This window comes from uncultured Schumannella sp., assembly GCF_905479755.1.
Classification (GTDB): Bacteria; Actinomycetota; Actinomycetes; order Actinomycetales; family Microbacteriaceae; genus DCRR01.
Genome location: NZ_CAJQNT010000052.1, coordinates 1 through 18,478, shown reverse-complemented (window position 1 = coordinate 18,478; position 18,478 = coordinate 1). Strand labels below are relative to the sequence as shown.

The window sequence follows — 18,478 nt, the reverse complement described above, 5'->3', positions numbered from 1 at the left end:
GATGAAGCGACCTGCCGGAGCCAATCGCGCTTTAACGTGGACCAAGAGAAGGCCTTCCTCTTCGAGTGATCTAGACACCACTCAGAATGAAGGCCTTCTCCCTACAACCGCGTCACCAACGATCCGACCGGGTACATCTAGCGTCTCTCGGAACAGTTCGAACAGGCCTCGGCCCGCCTCCTCGACGGGTGCGGCGAGAACCTCGTCCAGCTGCGCCGCGAGTTCGGGGTAGTCGCGCTCGAAGCGGCGCACGGGGTCGATCGCGTCGCGCACCGAATCGGCCACCGGGATCCGCGCGCGGACCACGCGCACAAAACACTCGAGGGCCCAGCTCCGGACGAAGTGCCCCGCCGCCAACCGCTCCCCGCGGCGAGCCCGCCCGACACCGATCAGGAGTTTGACCAGCACGAGCCGGGCCTCGTTGACCGGGTCGATCGTCACGGCCTCGACGCGGGCGCGCGCCGCGGCGACGAGCCCCGCCGCGGGACCGTCATCGAAGGCGATCGCGCTGTCGCCGGTCACGAGCGCCCCGGCCAGCTCGTCGGCGGTGGCCGCGGCGAACTCGGCCACGTGGCCGTCGTCGTAGACGGCCGCGAACCCGATCTCGCCCTCGCGAGCGACCAGGACGCACCTCTCGGGAAACGGCAGCCACTCCTCGACGGCGCGCAGCTCCGCGCCGCGACCGGGTGCGGCGAGCGCGAAGAAGTCGTGATCCGACCACTCGTCGCGTCGGTGCGCCGCGACGGTCGAGCCGAGCAGCACGAGGCCGGCGGCGCCCTCGCGCGCTCTCAGCGCGGCGTGGAGCGCGTCGGTCCACTCGTCGAAGTCGAGGTTCTCGGTCACGCCGTCCCCTCCCAACTCGGGCCGCCGACGCCGGGGCCGCGCCAGACGGTCAATCCAGGGCCCGGCGCCGCGAGCCGTTCGCCCCAGTCCACGGTGCCGAAAACGCGGGCCACGGGCCCGGCGTCGGACACCGGCACCTCGGCGGCGCCCCGCGCGGCGAGAACGAACACGCACTCCTCGGCGGACTCCCGCACGAAGAGCAGGGCGTCGTCCGAGACGTGGAGCCAGCGAAGACCGCTGGTGCCGAGCACCGGATGGGCGCGACGCAGTGCCAGCAGCTCTCGATAGAGCGCGAAGGTGCCCTCCGCGGCGTCGCCGGTGCGCCCCCACGGCATCGGGGTGCGGGAGGCCTCCCCGTCCTCGCCAAGCAGTCCGAACTCGTCCCCCATCCACACGGTCGGGATTCCCGGCAGCGTCACCGACAGGCCGACCGCCACGGCGAGCGCGTCGGGCGACGCGTGCGTGAGGAACCGCGCCGTGTCGTGCGTGTCGAGCGCGTGCATCGTGCCGAGTCGCACCCGCCAGGGAATGCCCGCAACGAAGCGCTCGTGTTGTGCGACGAGCTCGGTGCCGGTGACCGCGGGGATGCGGGTGACCGGCACCCCGAAGAACCAGAGCTCCTCGTCGGGTTCGGCGGGCGACGCGAGCCAGCCCCAGAGAGGCCGGGTGAAGTCGGCGTAGGTCATCGCGCCGTGCCAGGCGTCGCCGGTGAAGTCGTCGGTGGCGTCATTCGTCGACTCGGCGAGCAGCACCGTGTCGGGGTTGATCTCGCGCATCGTGCGGCGCAGCGTCTGGCGCACCTCCGCGTTGAGGTCAACCACGCCGAGTCGCCCGGTCATGTTGGCGACGTCGATCCGCCAGCCGTCGAGGTTGAAGGGCGGGCGCAACCAGTGCGCGACGACCGAGTCGGGACCCTCGATGAACCGACGCCGGAGCTCGGCCGAACTCCAGTCGAACTTCGGCAGGCTCGGAACCCCGAGCCAGCTCTCGTAGCTCTCGTTGCTCGCGTCGGTGAAGTAGTAGAACTCCGACTCCGGCGCCTGCGGGGTGCCGTGTGCCGCCCTAAACCACTCGTGGCGGTCGCCGGAGTGGTTCGTGGTCAGGTCGCCGATCACCCGCATGCCGCGCGCGTGCGCCGCCTCGACGAGCCGGATCAGTGCCTCGTCGCCGCCGAGCAGCGGGTCGACCACGCGGAAGTTGGCCGCGTCGTAGCGGTGGTTCGACGCGGCCGGGAAGAACGGGTTCAGGTACAGCAGGTCAACGCCGAGGTCGGCGAGGTGATCCAGGTGCTCGGTGATCCCGTCGAGGTCGCCGCCGTAGAACTGCTGCGAGCGCCCGGGCATCTCGGAATCGACCGGGTCGCCCCAGCCGGCCGGGATGGCCCACTCGGGTGCGGGGCGCTGCTCTGCGGCCGCCGAGCGCGCGAAACGGTCGGGAAAGATCTCGTACATGATCGACGAGGTCATCCACGCGGGAGGTGCGTTGCCCGCCACGAGCGCGAAATCATCCACGTCGCGCGTCTCCCCCGAGCTCAACCCCGCCTGGTTCAGCCAGCGGATGCCGCCCGCCTCGTCTTCGAGGAGCCAGCGATAGCCGTGTCGCAGGTTCGCGACCTCGATCGACGCCTCCCACCACTCGTCCGCGTGATCACCCGCGAGTCGATGCGCCTCATCCCAGCGCGGCTCGTGGTCGGGGTTGCTGCGCGCGTGCACGCGCCGCAGCGCGGGGCCGTCGTGTCGAGGAACGCGCAGCCGCACGCGCACCCGGTCGCCGAGCTCCGGCGCCGCCCGCTCGACGTAGAGCGGCGACCCGTCGTGGTGCGGCGCGGAAAGCGACGAGCTCACTTCACCGAACCCGCGGTCAGTCCGCTCACGATGTAGCGCTGCAGGAACAGGAACAGTGCCATGACCGGGATGGCGGCCAGCACCGCGCCGGCGGAGAACAGCGTCCAGTTCTTCGAGGTCTCCTGCGAGACGAACTGGTAGAGCCCCACCGCGAGGGTCTGCGTCTGCGGGTCGCTCAGCACGATGCTCGCGATCACGAACTCGTTCGTGGTACCGACGAAGGACAACAGCCCGACCACGGCGAGGATCGGAGCCACCAGGCGCAGGATGATGCCGAAGAAGATCTGCGCGTGGCTCGCGCCGTCGAGCTTGGCCGCTTCGTCGATCGAGGCCGGCACCGTGTTGAAGAAGCCGTACATCAGGTAGGTGTTCACGCCGAGCGCGCCGCCGAGGTATACCATGATCAGGCCGAGCTGGGAGCCGAGCCCGAGCGCGGGGAAGATGTCGCCGATGCCGGACAGCAGCAGGAAGATCGCCACGACGCCGAGCAGCTGCGGGAACATCTGCACGAGCAGCAGGCTGAGCAACCCGACCCGGCGGCCGGTGAAGCGCATCCGCGAGAAGGCATACGCGGCGAGCGCCCCGAGGAAGACCGTGCCGGCGGCGGCGATCAGCCCGATCACGAGCGTGTTGGCGAACCAGGCGGCGTAGGGCTGCTGCGGGCGGTTGAACAGCTCGATGTAGTTCGAGATGTCGAGGGAGCGGAACAGCACGTTCGAGCCGACCAGGGTTCCGGTCGGGTTGAGCGACGCCGAGAGCACATAGAGCAACGGGAACGTCGCGAAGATCACGACGGCGATCCCGACCAGGTGGCGCCAGCCGGTGTCGGCAAACCATCGTGCGGCGGAGCGTCGGCGGCGCACGGGGACGGAAGCGGGAAGCGTAGCCATCAGTTCAGATCCTCCAGGGCGCGGGTGCGACGGAAGCCGATGATCGACACGACCGCCACGATGATGAAGATCAGGATCGCGAAGGCGCTCGCGAGACCGTAGTCGCGACCCGTTCCGCTGCCGAAGGCGACCTTGTAGACGAGCGTGATCAACAGGTCGGTCGCGCCCGCGTCGACGCCCGCCGAGACGTTGCGCGGTCCACCGCCGGTCAGCATGTAGATGACGTTGAAGTTGTTGAAGTTGAAGGCGAACGACGAGATCAGCAGCGGCGCCACCGAGACCAGCAGCAACGGGAACTTGATCAGCCGGAAGATCGCCCACGGCCGGGCGCCGTCGACGCGGGCCGCTTCGGTCAGCTCGTCCGGGATCGACTGCAGCGCCCCCGTGCAGATCAGGAACATGTACGGGAACCCGAGCCACAGGTTCACGATCAACACGCTCGCCTTCGCGAGCCAGGGATCGGTGAGCCAGGGGATTGCGGCACCGCCGAAGACCACCTGGTTCACGAATCCGAAGTCCTGGTTGAGCAGGCCCAACCACACCAGGCCCGACAGGAAGGAGGGGAACGCGTAGGGCAGGATCAGCACGATGCGGTAGAACTTGCGGCCGCGCATCCGCGCCTCGTTGAACACGATCGCCAAGAACAGGCCGAGGGCGAAGGTCATGCCGACGGAGAGCAGGGCGAAGGCGAAGGTCCACGCGATCACGCCGAGCAGCGGCCCGCGGATGGATTCCTCGGTGAACGCGCGGGCGAAGTTGTCGAAGCCGACGTCGATCTTCCAGCCCGGCGAGAGCTCGCGTCCCGCCTCGTTGGCGAAGGCGCCGTCTCCCCGGTCGAGGAACCGCTCCCCGGTGGCCGTGTCGACGATGGCGTCGGCCTCGGCGTCGTACTCGAGGGCGGAGGTGTAGAGGTAGGCGGAGCTGCCGTCCGGGGTGCGGAGTGCGCCGTCGTTGGGGTCGTCGGTGAGCGGCACCGAGAGGTCCGCGATCACGGATTGGTTCTGAATCAGCGAGCCGAAGTCGAGGGTCGTGTAGCCGTCGAGCTCGATCGCCTTGCCGGTGCTGTCCAGGCGCGCCGACGGCGCCTCATCGAGGGGCCGGTCTTCGCCGCCGACGAAGACCTCGCCCTCGGGGGTCGTGACGAGGAAGCTGAAGGTGCCGAACTGCTCCAGCACGGTGAGGCGGTAGGTGGGCGAGTCGGGAACGCGTGTGCGGGCGTTCGCGATGATCGACTCGATCGCATCCTCTTTGGAGCCGTTGTGGCCGTCGCCGTAGTTGGTGAACGCGATGTAGCCGCTGTAGACGACGACGAAGATCTGGAAGATCGCCAAGAAGAAGATGCCCGGCGCGAGGTACTTCGCGGGCAGGAGCCCGGGCTTCAGATAGATGTAGTTGATGGCGAGCGTGACGGCGAGGGCGATCCCGAAGACGACCCAGGACTCCTTGAGCAGCAGCGTGAACAGCGCGAACACCGCGAGCGAGTCGACGATCGCGAGGAGCGAGATCTTGATCAACATGCTGCGAACGCTGGGCGTTCCGGGGTGGTGCACCCCTCGCGGCTTCGCCGTGGCGGCGGGGCGAGGTGCGAGCGGCGGGGTGGTGCCGGGAGTCGACGTGGTCATGGTTCTCCGAGGTGACGGCGGGACGGGATGAGCGGCCCCGGGGACGATGCCCCCGGGGCCGCTCCGGAAATCAGCCCTCGATCTTGGACTGGATGCTGGCGACCATCGCCTGCCACAGCTCGACCGGGTCACCCTGGCCGTTGATGATCGCGACCTCGGTTGCTCCCCAGTCGGCCCAGACCGAGTCCATCGCGGGAACGTTCGGCATCGGCACGCCGTTGGCGCCGACGGCACCGAAGGCGGCGACGTCCGCGTCACCCTGCGCGGCCTCGAAGGCGCTGATCAGCGCGGGGGCGCGCCCACCGACCTCGTAGAGCGCGGTCTGCACGGCCTCGGTGCCGACGTAGTTCACGAGGAATTCGTTGGCGGCCAGCGCGTTCTCGCTCTTGGAGCTGATGTAGAAGCCCTGCACACCCACGAACGGCGTCGCGGTCTCGCCACCGGCCGACGGGATCGCGTCGATCGAGTAGTTGATGCCCGCCTCGGCCGCGGCCGGGACGTTCCACGGGCCGGTCAGGTAGAACGGCGACTTGCCGGCGTTGAACTCCTCCTTGGCGATGTCGCCCGAGATGTTCGTGTTCAACACGCCCATCGCGCCCCACTCGGCGAGCTTCTGCGCGAAGGCTTCGCCGCCGGCGACACCGAGGGCGAGCTTGGTCGGGTCGTAGGTTCCGTCGGGCGTGATCTCGAAGACGGTCGCCCCGAACGACGCCTGCAGCGGGTAGAGGTGGTACGGGTCGGCGGCGTTCGGGTCGAGCCCGACGAGGAACGGGTACTCGGAGTCGCCGGCGTCGACGGAGGCCTGGCCCATCGCGATCAGCTCATCGAAGGTCGTCGGAGCCGTGGGCGCGAGGTCGGTGTTGCGCAGCAGCGCGATGTTCTCGACCGAGTAGGGAAGGCCGTAGTTCTGGCCCTCGTAGCTCATGGCGTTGATCGCGACCTGCTGGAACTCGCTCGCCTTGTCGCCGAGCTCGAGCGGCGCGACGACGCCGTTCTGCACGAGCTTGCCGAGCCAGTCGTGCGCGCCGACGATGATGTCGGGGCCTTCGCCGGTCGGCACCTGAGTGGTGAAGTCGTCGCGGATGTCACCGAAGTCCTTCTGGACGAGCGTGACCTCGACGCCGCGCTCCTCCTGGAACTGGGCGGCGACGTCTTCGAGCACGGCGGCGCGGTCGGCATCGACCCACACCGTCAGCGTTCCGGAGTACTGCGGCGTCTCGGGTCCCGTGCTGCATCCGGCGAGCGCCAGAGCGCCCACGGCGGCGACGGCGACGCTGGAAAGAAGCGCGCGGGGAGTGGATTGCACCCTCATTGGTGTGACCTTTCCTGCTGCGGAGCGGCCCCCGTCGCGCTCCCGGCCGGGTGCTGTGCACTCGGCGCCGCGCGGAAGAGGCCGTTCTCTTGGTTGGGGCTCGCAGGTCTGCAAGCGCTTACATTCTTAGCTGAACTTCTCGCAGTTGCCAAGTACCTGCTCCCGTTTTCTTGCACTCCCGCGAGAAACACGAGTGAAAGCGCTTGCATTTTTGTCCTCACGCCACCTACTCTCAACCGCATGCTCACCGATCCACTGCGCAGCGCCGCGCCGCAGTCCCCCGCGGCAGCCGCCGCGCCGCACCCCGCCGAATGGTGGCGCTCCGCCGTGATCTACCAGATCTACCCGCGGTCGTTCGCCGACGCCAACGGCGACGGGATCGGCGACCTCCGCGGCATCACCGAGCACCTGCCAGCCCTGGCCGAACTCGGGGTGGACGCCGTCTGGCTCTCGCCGTTCTTCGCCTCGCCGCAGCGCGACGCCGGCTACGACGTCGCCGACTACTGCGCGGTCGACCCGATCTTCGGCACGCTGGCCGACGCCGACGCGCTCATCGCGCGAGCGCACGAACTCGGGATCCGGGTCATCGTCGACATGGTGCCCAATCACACCTCGAGTGACCACCGCTGGTTCCAGGCCGCCCTCGCGGCGGCCCCCGGCAGCCCGGAACGCGCACGCTATCTGTTCCGCGACGGACGCGGGGAGACCGGCGAACTGCCGCCCAACAACTGGGAGTCCGTCTTCGGCGGCCCCGCGTGGACGCGCGTTGCCGACGGGTCGTGGTACCTGCACATCTTCGACGCGTCCCAGCCCGACCTCGACTGGTCGAATCCTGAGGTGCGCGCCGAGTTCCTCGACATCCTGCGCTTCTGGCTCGATCGCGACGTCGACGGCTTCCGGGTCGACGTCGCGCACGGCATGATCAAGGCCGACGGCCTGCCCGACTACACCCCGCCGGAGGGCGCGGGCAGCATGGGCGGGGCCGGCGGCATCGACGCCGAGCCTGCCCCGCTCCCGCCCTACTGGGGCCAGGAGGGCGTTCACGAGATCTGGCGCGAGTGGCGTCGCCTGCTCGACTCCTACCCCGGCGAACGCATCCTCGCGGCGGAGGCCTGGGTCGACCCGCTGAGCCGGATGGCGCAGTGGGTGCGCCCCGATGAGATGCACCAGGCGTTCAACTTCGCCTACCTCGAGACACCGTGGGATGCGGCGGCACTGCACCGCGTGATCGATGCCTCGCTCGCCGCGTTCGGCGCCGTCGGCGCCCCGAGCACGTGGGTGCTCAGCAACCACGACGTCGTGCGCCACGCGAGTCGCCTCGCGATCGCCGGCGACAACCCGCAAGGCCACGGACTCGGACCGAGATCGCCGCACCAGCCCGACGCCGTGCTGGGGCTACGTCGGGCACGGGCCGCGAGCCTGCTCATGCTCGCGCTTCCCGGAAGCGCCTACCTCTACCAGGGCGAGGAACTCGGGCTCCCCGAAGCGATCGACCTGCCCGACGACGCGCGACAAGACCCCACCTGGTTCCGCACCGCGGGCGAGCGCTATGGCCGCGACGGCTGTCGCGTTCCGCTTCCCTGGGAGGGCGAGGCGCCGGCATTCGGTTTCAGCGCCGCGGGCGCGAGCTGGCTTCCGCAGCCGGACTCGTGGCGCGCCCTCGCCCGCGACCAGCAGCGCGGTGTCGAGGGAAGCACGCTCGAGCTCTATCGCGCGGCGCTCGCCGCCCGGCGCCGGTTCGACCTCGGTCGGACGGGGCTCACCTGGCTTCCGGACTTCCCGGCGGAGGTGCTCGCCTTCCGGGCGGGCGGGCTGACCGTCATCACGAACCTCGGCGAGCATCCCGTTTCACTGCCGGCCGGTCGCGTGCTCGTCGCCAGCACCGAACTCGCCGACGGCCGACTGCCGGCCGACGCGACCGTGTGGCTGGAGCACTGACGGGCGGCGCACCGCGTCGTCAGTAGGATCGGGACACACGAGGGCCAGCACCGGGAGGAGCGCGCATGCCCGGCATCGATGAAGTCGCCCGCCTCGCCGGCGTCTCCGCCGCGACGGTGTCGCGCGCCCTGAGCGGCCGCGGCTCGGTGTCACCGGCGACGCGCGAGCGCGTGTCGGAGGCCGCGACGGAGCTCGGCTACGTCGTCTCCTCGAACGCGTCGAGTCTCGCCAGCGGTCGCACGCGCAACGTCGGCATCGTCGTTCCGTTCCTCAATCGGTGGTTCTACACCGCGGTGCTGGAGGGGGCGCAGTCCGCGCTGCTTTCGCACGGCTACGACCTCACGCTGTACAACCTGCGCGGCGACGCCGAGCGGCGGAGCGTGTTCGAGGACTTCCTGCTGCGCAAACGCGTCGACGCGGTGATCGCCGTGAGCCTGGAACTGACCTCGGAGGAGGTCGCGCGATTGCTCAATCTCAAGAAGCCGATCGTCGGTGTCGGCGGCCCGCTTCCCGGCATCCGCACCCTCAGCGTCGACGATGTCGCCATCTCGCGACTCGCCACCGAGCACCTGATCTCCCTGGGCCACCGCGCGATCGCCCACATCGGCGGCGACGCCGAGTTCGAAATGGACTTCCACGTTCCGACCAATCGCCGCGTCGGCTACGAGCAGGCCCTGACCTCGGCCGGCATCCCGCTCGATCCGGCGCGTTACGCGCCCAGCAACTTCAGCCTCGAGGGCGGCTATCACGCCGCCAAGCAGCTGCTCGGCGATCCGCGAACGCGTCCCACGGCCGTCTTCGCCGCCTCGGATGAGATGGCGTTCGGCACGATCCTCGCGGCGCGCGATCTCGGTATGCGCGTCCCGGACGATCTGTCGGTCGTCGGCGTCGACAATCACGCCTACGCCGAGTTCTTCGGCCTCACCACGATCGCGCAGTTCCCGGAGTTGCAGGGCCGCAGCGCCGTCGAGGTGCTGATGGATGAGCTCCAGCCGCACACGCGGACGATCGACACGCTCAACACCCCGCTCCCGTTCGAGCTCATGGTGCGGTCGACGACGGCCCGCGCGGTCTGAGCCCGCGAGGCCGGGAGCTCCGCGGCGAATTCGTCCATCCTCATCTAAAGTTTCGGTATGCCGAATTTTTGGCGTCATCGTCGACGCAGTACGACCGCCGCACTCCCCGTGCTCGCCCTGGCGTCCGCGCTCGCGCTTGCCGGGTGCGCGACGAGCGCCGAGCCCGCCGAGCCCGCCGACGATCGCCCGGTCGTGCTGACGACGTTCACCGTGCTCGCCGACCTGGCGCAGAACGTCGCGGGCGAGCACCTGCGCGTCGAGTCGATCACCAAGGTCGGCTCCGAGATCCACGGCTACGAGCCGACCCCGGGCGACCTGCGGACGGCCGCGAGCGCCGACCTGCTCCTCGACAACGGCCTCGGACTCGAGGCCTGGTTCGCCCAGTTCATCGAGCAGCTCGACGTCCCGCACGTCGTCCTCGGCGACACGGTCACCCCGATCCCGATCGACGGCGACGCCGCGGCGGGAGCACCGAATCCGCACGCCTGGATGTCGGCCGCCGAGGCCGAGGGGTATGTCGCCACGATCGCCGCGGCCTTCGCCGATCTCGACCCCGAACACGCCGAGGACTTCGCCGCCAACGCCGAGACCTACACCGCCGAGTTGCGGTCGGTGCACGACGAGCTACTCGCCGCGCTCGCCGAGCTGCCCCAAAACCACCGTGCGCTTGTCACCTGCGAGGGCGCGTTCAGCTACCTGGCGCGGGATGCCGGCCTCACCGAGCACTACCTGTGGCCGGTCAACGCGGAGCAGGAAGCCACCCCCCAGCAGATCGCCGCCACGATCGACTTCGTCGCCGAGAACGAGGTGCCGGCGGTGTTCTGCGAGTCGACCGTCTCGGATCGCGCCATGCAGCAGGTCGTCGAGGCCACCGGCACGACGTTCGGCGGCACGCTGTACGTCGACTCGCTCTCGGCGGCGGACGGACCGGTGCCCAGCTACCTGGACCTGCTGCGCCACGACGTCGAACTGATCATCGCCGGCCTCAGCGGGAGCTCGTCATGACCGAGACGGCGGGCACCCCCGCGCTCGAACTGCATGACCTTGCCGTCTACTACGGCGACCTGCTCGCCCTGGAGGTCGATCGGTTGCGGGTCGAACCCGGGCGCGTGTGCGGACTGATCGGGATGAACGGCGCGGGCAAGTCGACGCTGTTCAAGGTGGCGCTGGGGGCGGTGCGCGCTGATCGCGGCACCGTCCGACTCGGCGGGCTGCGGCCCGAGCAGGCGCGTCGGCGCGGACTGGTCGCCTCGGTTCCGCAGGCCGACGATGTCGATCCGCGCTTTCCGCTCACGGTCGGTGATGTCGTGATGATGGGCCGCTACGGCCGCCAGGGCATCACCCGCCGCCCGCGCCCGCTCGATCGCGAGGCGGTCGCGACGGCGCTCGACCGGGTCGAGTTGCGCGACCTCGCCGACCGCCCGATCGGCGCACTGTCCGGCGGCCAGCGCAAGCGCACCTTCGTCGCGCGCGCGATCGCGCAGGACGCGCAGATCCTGCTGCTCGACGAGCCGTTCGCGGGGGTGGACCGCCGCAGCGAAGACCTCATCGTGCGTCTGCTGCGCGAACTCGCCGATGACGGCCGCTCGGTGATCGTCTCCACCCACGACCTGCACGCGCTGCCCGCCCTCGCCGACGAGGCGATCCTGCTGCTGCGCCGGGTGCTCCTGCACGCGCCGACCGCCGAGGTACTGAAGCCCGAGAACCTGGCCCGCGCCTTCGGGCTCGGTACGGCGCGCGAGGGGGACGTCGCATGAACCCGCTCGACTGGATCCTCGAGCCCCTCGGCTACGACTTCATGGTGCGCGCGCTCGTCACCACCTCGATCGCCGCGTTCGTCTGCGCGCTCCTCAGCTGCTGGCTCGTGCTGATCGGCTGGTCACTCATGGGCGACGCCGTGTCGCACGCGGTGCTTCCGGGTGTCGTGCTCGCCTACATCGTGAGCGCGCCGTTCGCGCTCGGCGCGGTCGTGTTCGGCATCCTCGCGGTCGGGCTGATCGGCATCGTGCGCGATCGCAGCCGGATCAAAGAGGATGCGGCGATCGGCATCGTCTTCACGACGCTGTTCGCGCTCGGCCTCGCCCTCATCTCGGTGACGCCGAGCCAGACCGACCTGACGCACATCGTGTTCGGCAACGTGCTCGGGGTGAGCCCGGCCGAGCTCGCTCAGATCGCGGGGCTCGCCGCGATCGTGCTGATCGTCGTGCTGGTGAAGCGTCGCGACCTCACGCTGTTCGCTTTCGACCCCACCCACGCCTTCGCGATCGGGCTGTCACCACGGCTGCTCGGCGCGCTCCTTCTCGGCATGCTCGCTCTCACCGCCGTGGTCGCTCTGCAGGTGGTCGGGGTGGTGCTTGTGGTGGCGCTGCTCATCATTCCGGGCGCGACGGCGTCGCTGCTCACCGACCGCTTCGGCCGGATGCTCGTGATCGCGCCCGCCCTCGCGGTGACGGCGAGCGTCGTCGGCATCTACCTGAGCTATTGGTGGGATGCCTCCCCCGGCGCACTCGTCGTCGTCACCCAAGGGGCCCTCTTCGCGATCGTGTTTCTGGCGAGCCCGCGCCACGGCGTCTTCGCGGCCCGACTCGCGGCGGCCCGCCGCGCCCGACGGGCCGGCGTCTCGGCCCGCACCCCCGACATCTCGGAGGCATCATGACGGAGAACTCGACTCAGACGGAGAACTACCTCAAGGCGATCTGGAACGCGGCCGAGTGGAGCGCCGAACCGGTCACGGTGAGCGTGCTCGCCGGGCGGCTGGGGCTGGCCGCCTCCTCGGTGTCGGAGGCGATCCGCAAGCTCACGACCCGCGGGCTCGTCACGCACGCCCCCTACGGCGCGATCGCGCTGAGCGCCAAGGGCGAGCGGATCGCCGTCGCCATGGTGCGCAAGCACCGCGTCATCGAGACGTTCCTCGTCGAGCAGCTGGGCTACGCCTGGGACGAGGTGCACGACGAGGCGGAGGTGTTGGAGCACGCCGTCTCGGATCGCTTTGTCGACGCCGTAGCCAGCCAGCTCGGCGACCCGGATCGCGACCCGCACGGCGACCCGATTCCCCGGCGCGACGGCAGCCTGCCGGAGTTCGCCGGCATCCCGCTGCGAGCGGCCGAGCCCGGGGCGACGGTGCGCATCGCGCGCGTCTCGGATGCCGACCCCGAACTGCTGCGCTACCTCGAGGCGGCGGGCATCGTGCTCGATGCGCCGCTGCGGGTGGTGCGTCTCGAACCCGTCGCGGGAACGATCGTCGTGCAGCTGGACGCGGCGGAGCTGTCGCTCGGGGACCGCGCGGCGGAGGCGATTCGCGTGGTCGCGGCCTAGCTCGTCGCGGCCCGACGCCGCAGCGCCAGCTCGCGGAGCCCGAGGAACAGCGGGAACGTGAAGGCGATCGCGATCGCGAAGCTCAGCACCACGAGCAGCCAGATCCAGCGCGCCCAGCCGAGCCGGATTCCTTCGACGACCATGAAGATGCTCGCCGCGGAGGCGACCACGATCAGGTCGACCGCGGCCGAGGAGCTCGCGGCGTTGGCGAACCAGGAGCCGAGGTAGTCGGCGCCCTGTCCGCCGGCGAAGAAGCTGAGGTTGAAGTACCAGGTGCCGATCAGTCCGAGCACGGCGAGGGCGATCCAGACGACGGCGAGCACGAGACGGGGGCGAGCGGGTGCGATCATGACGCCACTCTAGGGGTTGATAGTTCGACTGTCGATAGTTATCCTATCGACATGCGGATTTCCGAACTGAGCGAACGCAGCGGCGTCTCGTCGGCCTCGATCAAGTACTACACGCGCGAAGGACTGCTTCCCGCGGGTGAGCGCACGGGCTACAACCAGACCGACTACACCGACAGCCACCTCGGGCGCCTTCGGCTGCTGCGCGCGCTCATCGAGGCCGGCGGGCTGACGATCGCCCGCGCGCGCACCGTGCTCGCCGCCATCGACGACGAGTCGATGCCGGTTTACGACACGCTCGGCGTCGCCCAAGGCGCGATCGAGGGCGCCGACACCCCCGCTTCGCCCGAGTCGCGCGCCCGCGTGCTTGAGCTCGCCGCCGCCCGCGGCTGGCGCGTGCACCCGGGCAACCCCGGCATCGATCTCGCCGCCGGGATCCTCGACCGCTACGCCGAACTCGGGCGCGAGGACCTCGCCGCCGCCCTTCCCGCCTACCTCGAGGCCACGGAACGGATCGCCGCCGCCGACCTCTCGGTCACCCCGATGAGCGGGGACCGCGCCGCCGCCGCCGAGACCGCCGTGGTCGGCACCGTGCTCGGCGACACCCTCGTGGCGGGGCTCCGCCGCATGGCCCAACAACACCTGTCTTCGACCGCTCTCGACCCGACTGGAGACGTCTGCTAATGAGCACCTCCACCGCACCCCGTCCCGCCACGCTCGCCGTGCCGCGCCCCGTGCGCTGGCACCGCCCGCTGCTCGCCCTGGCCGCCGTCATGGCGGTGCTCGCCGTCGCCTCCGGCGTTCTCGCGATCGTCGACCCGCGCGAGATCCTCGGCCAGAACGCCTGGTTCAAGCCGCTCAAGTTCGCCATTTCGATCGCGATCTTCTCGGTCACGCTCGCCTGGCTGATCGGTCTGGTGCCGCGTCGTCGCCGGCTCGCGGAGGCGGCGGGCACGATCGCCGTCGTCGGACTGCTCGTCGAGATTGTCATCATCGTGGGCGCCGCCGCCGTCGGTTCGACGAGCCACTTCAACGTCGCGACACCGTTGAACACCACGCTCTGGTCGATCATGGCGACCTCGATCGTCGTGGTCTGGATCATGACCCTGCTCATCGGCCTCGGCCTGTTCCGAAGCCCCGGCCCCGATCGCGCGCGCAACCTGGCCGTGCGTGCCGGCGTCGTCCTCGGCATCGTCGGCATGGGGCTCGCGTTCTTCATGACGAGCCCCAACTCCGAGCAGTTGAACGACTTCCAGGGCATCGCCGGCGCGCACGCGGTCGGCGTTCCGGACGGCGGCCCCGGGCTTCCGTTCTTCGGCTGGAGCACGGAGGCGGGAGACCTTCGCGTGCCGCACTTCATCGGCATGCACGCGATGCAGGCGATTCCGCTCGCCCTGCTCGCGCTCGAACTGCTCTCCGCCCGCGTCAGCGTGCTGCGCGGGGCGCGCCTCCGGTTCGAGCTCGTCGTCATCGCCACGGCGGCGTACGCGGGTGCGACCGTGCTGCTCACCTGGCAGGCGCTCGCCGGGCAGTCGATCATCGCCCCGGCGGGGCCGATTCTCGGCACGTCGGTGGTGGCGGCGCTGCTCGTCGTGATCGCCGCTGTCGCCGTGATCGTGCGCGGCCTGCGCCGGAGGTTCACGCGCACCTCGCCTCCCCCAGCCGCATGAGCCGTGAGCCGGTCGGCATTCAGCAAGGAATTCTCTGATTTGTGCTGACGCCACGCGCTGCGGCGGGTACATTTCCTCTGCGGTCATCGCGACCGCCACTGTGCACGAAGGATGCCCATGGCGTCACCCGATCTTCAGCTCTCCACGCCTGGGACCCGACCATGGAAGCGCAACGTCGCCCTGTTCCTCACGGGACAGACGATCTCCCTCTTCGGCTCGCTCGTCGTGCAGTTCGCGGTCATGTGGTACGTGACCTTCGAGACCCGCTCGGGCCTGGCGGTCGCGCTCTACGCCATCGCCGCCTTCGCCCCGCAGGGCGTGATCGCCATCTTCGGCGGCGTGCTGGCCGACCGGATCAACCGCCGCGTTCTCGTCATGATCTCCGACGCGACGATCGCTCTGACGACGCTCGCCCTCGCCCTGCTGATGCTGAGCGGCGTCACCGAGCTCTGGATCATCCTGCTCGCGGTGGCGGTGCGATCGGTCGGGGCCGGCGTCCAGACGCCGGCCGTCTCCGCGATGATCCCGCAGGTGACGCCTCCCGAGCACCTCATGCGGGTCAACGGGATCTTCCACACCATGCAGTCCTCGATGACGCTGCTGGCACCCGTCGCCGCCGGGGTGGTGTTCGGAGTGTTCGGCATCGTGCCGGTCTTCTTCATCGACGTCGTCTCGGCGGCGATCGGAATCCTGCTGCTGTCGCTGGTCGCCGTGCCGACCCTCCAGGCGATCGCCGAGAAGACCACGACCTATCGCGCCGACCTCATCGAGGGCGCCCGCTACGTCGCGACCCACCGCGTCGTCCGCTGGCTTCTGACGGTGTTCGCCATCATCTTCCTGCTCACCATCGCACCGTCGTACGTGACCCCGCTGATGGTCGCCCGGAGCTTCGGCTCCGAGGTCTGGATGGTCACCGTACTCGAGGCCGCCTTCAGCATCGGCATGATGCTCGGCGGGGTCGTAGTGTCGACGCTGCTGGCCAGGTCGAGCCGCATCGCTCTGATTCTGTTCTCGACCTTCGGATTCGGTCTGACGACGATCGCCCTGGGCTTCAGCACCGACCTGATCGGGTTCTACGCCCTGATCTTCCTGTTCGGCCTGCTGGTGCCGCCGCTCACGGCGCCGTTCATGACGCTCATGCAGGAGAGCGTGCGCCCCGAGATGCACGGTCGCGTGTTCAGCTACGTCAGCATCGTGATGGCGCTCGCCACCCCGATCGGGATGGCCGTCTTCGGCCCGCTCGCCGATGTCTGGCGCGTGGAGACCCTGCTGGTGGTCGCCGGAGCCGCCTGCATCGTGGTGATGCTGGTGGCGATCTCGGTGCCGTCGGGGCGGGCGGCCATCGCCGCCGCACGCACCGCGGATGCCGAGCGGGCCGCCGCGAAACGCGCCGCCGCCGCGCCGCGGACGGCGCCCGCGGAGGGCTCGTCTGATGCGCGGTAGCGCCGAGCACGCCCTCACAGAAAACCCGAAGCAAAAATAACGAACGGATAACTAGACAGCGTTACCTTTCCGTTATATCTTTCAAGAGCGTTAGTTGTTTGCTGTGGCAGCTACCGCGGAATGTGATTGCAGGACACTCTTGGTGCAAGGGAGAGGGTCGGTCGCGTGCCTCTGCGACCGACCCTCAATCTGTTAACGGGACGCCTCATCTCGGCACCCGTATCCCATGCCTAGAGTGGGTCCATGACCGACCGAACGCGGGCCGTTGATGCCTGGGAGTCGCTCTACCGCGCACAGGTCTCGATCCTGCGCCGCCTGCTCGCGGTCTTTCCCGAAGGACTGTCCTTCAACGAGTACGACGTGCTCTTCAACCTGTATCGGCAGCCCCAGCACGCGGCGCGCATCCGCGACCTCACCAAGCACCTGCTGCTGACGCAACCGAGCGTGAGTCGACTCATCGACCGGATCGAGGCGCGCGGCCTGGTCACCCGCTCGCGCGACGCGCACGACGCCCGCGGCACGGTCATCACCCTGAGCGACCTCGGCCTCGAACTGTTCCGGCGCGTCGGCGCCCAGCACAGCACCGCGATCGCCCACGAGATGTCGGTGCTCGCCCCCGAGGAGATCGACGAACTGCTCAGGCTCACGCAGAAGCTCCGCGGGCCCGACGCGGGACCGCGCCTCGAATGACCGCGCCCGTCCTGGTCTGGCTGCGCGACGACCTGCGCGTCGCCGACAACCCCGCGCTCACCGCCGCCGTCGCGCACGGCGGCCCCGTGGTCGTCGTCGTGGTGCACGACGAGCAGAGCAGCGACGTGCGGCCGCTCGGCGGCGCCGCGCGCTGGTGGTGGCACGGCAGCCTCGCCGCACTCGCCGCGCGACTGGAGGAGCTCGGCGCCTGGCTCGTGCTGCGGCGCGGGGCCGCCGAGCAGGTCATCCCCGCGCTCGTCGCCGAGATCGGCGCGAGCGCGGTCGTCTGGAATCGGCGCTACACCCCTGCGCGCGCGATCGACGCACGGCTGCGCACGCGGCTCACCGGCGAGGGCATCGACGTGCACAGCTTCGCGGCGGCACTGCTCGTCGAGCCCGGGACGGTGCTCACCGGCGGCGGCACGCCCTACCGCGTCTTCACGCCGTTCTGGCGGGCGGCGAGCGCGCTCGACATGCGGTCGCCGCTGCCCGCGCCGGAACGCATCCGTGGGCTGCGCATCGACGGCGACCACCTCGACGACTGGGGCCTGCTGCCCTCCCGACCCGATTGGGCCGCCGGGCTTCGCGCAAGCTGGACCCCCGGCGAAGACGCGGCCCTCGCGCGGCTCGACGAGTTCGCCACCAGCGCGCTCGCCGACTACCACCGGCGCGACGAACCGGGTGTCGAGGCCACCTCCCACCTCAGCCCGCGGCTGCGCTTTGGCGAACTCAGTCCGGCGCAGGTCTGGGCCCGCGTCCACGCTCCCGACCTCTCCCCGGCGGCGCGACGCAATGTCGCCAAGTTCGGCAGCGAACTCGGCTGGCGCGAATTCAACGCGCAGCTGCTGTTCGACAACGAGAACCTCGCGACCCGGAACTACCGCCCCGAATTCGACGCGTTCCCGTGGGGCGAGGCGGACCCGGCGGAACTCACCGCCTGGCAGCAGGGCCGCACCGGCATCCCGATCGTCGACGCCGGAATGCGCGAGCTCTGGCACACCGGCACCATGCACAACCGGGTGCGGATGATCGCCGCGAGCTTCCTCATCAAGAATCTGCTCGTCGACTGGCGCATCGGTGAGGCATGGTTCTGGGACACGCTCGTGGATGCCGACGAGGCGAGCAACCCCGGCAACTGGCAGTGGGTCGCCGGCAGCGGCTCGGATGCGGCCCCCTACTTCCGGATCTTCAACCCGGTCACGCAGGCCGCACGTTTCGACCCCGACGAGACGTACCTGCGGCGCTGGCTGCCCGAGCTCGGGACCGCCGACTACCCGGAGCCGATCGTGGAGCTGGGCGCCTCCCGCGCCCGCGCGCTCGACGCGTACCAGCACATGCGCGCGACGAGCGCGCCGCCGAGCGACTAGATGTACTCAGCAGTGACCTTGGTGACAGTTCGGGTCTTGTGAAACAGGAGAACCTCCGGGCTTAGTGGAGATGTCTAACGTCTTCACAATCACACGGAGGTTCTCGTGTCCCAGGGTAGGT

General features: G+C 69.8%; 17 protein-coding genes. 11 read left to right on the top strand and 6 right to left on the bottom strand.

From position 1 onward, the window contains the following. Positions 1-81: 81 nt before the first annotated feature. The 5 genes from QZ258_RS12245 to QZ258_RS12225 form a co-directional block, all read right to left on the bottom strand. Positions 82-843, bottom strand: coding sequence for a hypothetical protein (locus QZ258_RS12245; RefSeq protein WP_294181954.1), 762 nt, complete (start codon positions 841-843; stop codon positions 82-84). Further along, positions 840-2,687, bottom strand: coding sequence for a glycoside hydrolase family 13 protein (locus tag QZ258_RS12240; RefSeq protein WP_294181952.1), 1,848 nt, complete (start codon positions 2,685-2,687; stop codon positions 840-842). Before QZ258_RS12240 ends, QZ258_RS12245 begins: the two co-directional genes overlap by 4 nt. Continuing rightward, positions 2,684-3,577 (bottom strand): sugar ABC transporter permease, encoded by an 894-nt coding sequence (locus QZ258_RS12235; RefSeq protein WP_294181950.1) that lies wholly within the window; start codon positions 3,575-3,577, stop codon positions 2,684-2,686. Before QZ258_RS12235 ends, QZ258_RS12240 begins: the two co-directional genes overlap by 4 nt. Continuing rightward, positions 3,577-5,199 carry an ABC transporter permease subunit gene (locus tag QZ258_RS12230; RefSeq protein WP_294181947.1) on the bottom strand — a complete coding sequence of 541 codons (1,623 nt, stop codon included), beginning with the start codon at positions 5,197-5,199 and terminating at the stop codon, positions 3,577-3,579. The genes QZ258_RS12235 and QZ258_RS12230 overlap by 1 nt, the downstream gene beginning before the upstream one ends. Before the next feature lie 70 nt (positions 5,200-5,269). Next, positions 5,270-6,511 (bottom strand): maltose ABC transporter substrate-binding protein, encoded by a 1,242-nt coding sequence (locus QZ258_RS12225; protein ID WP_294181946.1) that lies wholly within the window; start codon positions 6,509-6,511, stop codon positions 5,270-5,272. Between the two features lie 240 nt (positions 6,512-6,751). Between QZ258_RS12225 and QZ258_RS12220 the strand changes: the two genes are divergently transcribed. The 6 genes from QZ258_RS12220 to QZ258_RS12195 all read left to right on the top strand — a co-directional run bounded on the left by QZ258_RS12220 (position 6,752) and on the right by QZ258_RS12195 (position 12,840). Beyond that, the gene (locus QZ258_RS12220; protein WP_294181943.1) at positions 6,752-8,449 is read left to right on the top strand and encodes a glycoside hydrolase family 13 protein; all 1,698 of its coding nucleotides are present in this window, start codon (positions 6,752-6,754) and stop codon (positions 8,447-8,449) included. Positions 8,450-8,514: 65 nt separating this feature from the next. Then, positions 8,515-9,525, top strand: coding sequence for a LacI family DNA-binding transcriptional regulator (locus QZ258_RS12215; RefSeq protein WP_294181941.1), 1,011 nt, complete (start codon positions 8,515-8,517; stop codon positions 9,523-9,525). A 57-nt stretch (positions 9,526-9,582) separates the two neighbouring features. Beyond that, positions 9,583-10,530, top strand: a complete 948-nt coding sequence (locus QZ258_RS12210) for a metal ABC transporter solute-binding protein, Zn/Mn family (protein WP_294181939.1) — start codon at positions 9,583-9,585, stop codon at positions 10,528-10,530. Beyond that, positions 10,527-11,282: a metal ABC transporter ATP-binding protein gene (locus QZ258_RS12205; RefSeq protein WP_294181938.1), complete on the top strand. Its 756-nt coding sequence runs from the start codon at positions 10,527-10,529 to the stop codon at positions 11,280-11,282. The genes QZ258_RS12210 and QZ258_RS12205 overlap by 4 nt, the downstream gene beginning before the upstream one ends. After that, a complete protein-coding gene (locus QZ258_RS12200; RefSeq protein ID WP_294181936.1) occupies positions 11,279-12,181 on the top strand; it encodes a metal ABC transporter permease in 903 nt (300 codons plus the stop codon). Before QZ258_RS12205 ends, QZ258_RS12200 begins: the two co-directional genes overlap by 4 nt. After that, positions 12,178-12,840, top strand: coding sequence for a metal-dependent transcriptional regulator (locus QZ258_RS12195; protein WP_294181934.1), 663 nt, complete (start codon positions 12,178-12,180; stop codon positions 12,838-12,840). Before QZ258_RS12200 ends, QZ258_RS12195 begins: the two co-directional genes overlap by 4 nt. Here the strand turns inward: QZ258_RS12195 and QZ258_RS12190 are convergent. Then, entirely contained in the window at positions 12,837-13,190 is a 354-nt protein-coding gene (locus tag QZ258_RS12190; RefSeq protein ID WP_294181932.1) for a DUF2834 domain-containing protein, read from the bottom strand. The two genes, QZ258_RS12195 and QZ258_RS12190, sit on opposite strands and share 4 nt — an antisense overlap. Before the next feature lie 51 nt (positions 13,191-13,241). Between QZ258_RS12190 and QZ258_RS12185 the strand changes: the two genes are divergently transcribed. The 5 genes from QZ258_RS12185 to QZ258_RS12165 all read left to right on the top strand — a co-directional run bounded on the left by QZ258_RS12185 (position 13,242) and on the right by QZ258_RS12165 (position 18,357). Continuing rightward, positions 13,242-13,871: a MerR family transcriptional regulator gene (locus QZ258_RS12185; RefSeq protein WP_294181930.1), complete on the top strand. Its 630-nt coding sequence runs from the start codon at positions 13,242-13,244 to the stop codon at positions 13,869-13,871. Beyond that, positions 13,871-14,857 (top strand): hypothetical protein, encoded by a 987-nt coding sequence (locus tag QZ258_RS12180; protein ID WP_294181928.1) that lies wholly within the window; start codon positions 13,871-13,873, stop codon positions 14,855-14,857. The genes QZ258_RS12185 and QZ258_RS12180 overlap by 1 nt, the downstream gene beginning before the upstream one ends. Positions 14,858-14,974: 117 nt before the next feature. Continuing rightward, positions 14,975-16,300, top strand: coding sequence for an MFS transporter (locus tag QZ258_RS12175; protein WP_294181926.1), 1,326 nt, complete (start codon positions 14,975-14,977; stop codon positions 16,298-16,300). A 243-nt stretch (positions 16,301-16,543) separates the two neighbouring features. Further along, a complete protein-coding gene (locus QZ258_RS12170; RefSeq protein WP_294181923.1) occupies positions 16,544-16,990 on the top strand; it encodes a MarR family winged helix-turn-helix transcriptional regulator in 447 nt (148 codons plus the stop codon). Next, positions 16,987-18,357: a deoxyribodipyrimidine photo-lyase gene (locus QZ258_RS12165; RefSeq protein WP_294181921.1), complete on the top strand. Its 1,371-nt coding sequence runs from the start codon at positions 16,987-16,989 to the stop codon at positions 18,355-18,357. The genes QZ258_RS12170 and QZ258_RS12165 overlap by 4 nt, the downstream gene beginning before the upstream one ends. Positions 18,358-18,478 lie beyond the last annotated feature (121 nt).

What these genes read in the sequence shown, in the direction of transcription:
- QZ258_RS12235 (WP_294181950.1), bottom strand. Translation starts at nt 3,577, where the DNA reads ATGGCTACGCTTCCCGCTTCCGTCCCCGTGCGCCGCCGACGCTCCGCC.
- QZ258_RS12230 (WP_294181947.1), bottom strand. Translation starts at nt 5,199, where the DNA reads ATGACCACGTCGACTCCCGGCACCACCCCGCCGCTCGCACCTCGCCCC.
- QZ258_RS12225 (WP_294181946.1), bottom strand. Translation starts at nt 6,511, where the DNA reads ATGAGGGTGCAATCCACTCCCCGCGCGCTTCTTTCCAGCGTCGCCGTC.
- QZ258_RS12220 (WP_294181943.1), top strand. Translation starts at nt 6,752, where the DNA reads ATGCTCACCGATCCACTGCGCAGCGCCGCGCCGCAGTCCCCCGCGGCA.
- QZ258_RS12215 (WP_294181941.1), top strand. Translation starts at nt 8,515, where the DNA reads ATGCCCGGCATCGATGAAGTCGCCCGCCTCGCCGGCGTCTCCGCCGCG.
- QZ258_RS12210 (WP_294181939.1), top strand. Translation starts at nt 9,583, where the DNA reads ATGCCGAATTTTTGGCGTCATCGTCGACGCAGTACGACCGCCGCACTC.
- QZ258_RS12205 (WP_294181938.1), top strand. Translation starts at nt 10,527, where the DNA reads ATGACCGAGACGGCGGGCACCCCCGCGCTCGAACTGCATGACCTTGCC.
- QZ258_RS12200 (WP_294181936.1), top strand. Translation starts at nt 11,279, where the DNA reads ATGAACCCGCTCGACTGGATCCTCGAGCCCCTCGGCTACGACTTCATG.
- QZ258_RS12195 (WP_294181934.1), top strand. Translation starts at nt 12,178, where the DNA reads ATGACGGAGAACTCGACTCAGACGGAGAACTACCTCAAGGCGATCTGG.
- QZ258_RS12190 (WP_294181932.1), bottom strand. Translation starts at nt 13,190, where the DNA reads ATGATCGCACCCGCTCGCCCCCGTCTCGTGCTCGCCGTCGTCTGGATC.
- QZ258_RS12185 (WP_294181930.1), top strand. Translation starts at nt 13,242, where the DNA reads ATGCGGATTTCCGAACTGAGCGAACGCAGCGGCGTCTCGTCGGCCTCG.
- QZ258_RS12180 (WP_294181928.1), top strand. Translation starts at nt 13,871, where the DNA reads ATGAGCACCTCCACCGCACCCCGTCCCGCCACGCTCGCCGTGCCGCGC.
- QZ258_RS12175 (WP_294181926.1), top strand. Translation starts at nt 14,975, where the DNA reads ATGGCGTCACCCGATCTTCAGCTCTCCACGCCTGGGACCCGACCATGG.
- QZ258_RS12170 (WP_294181923.1), top strand. Translation starts at nt 16,544, where the DNA reads ATGACCGACCGAACGCGGGCCGTTGATGCCTGGGAGTCGCTCTACCGC.
- QZ258_RS12165 (WP_294181921.1), top strand. Translation starts at nt 16,987, where the DNA reads ATGACCGCGCCCGTCCTGGTCTGGCTGCGCGACGACCTGCGCGTCGCC.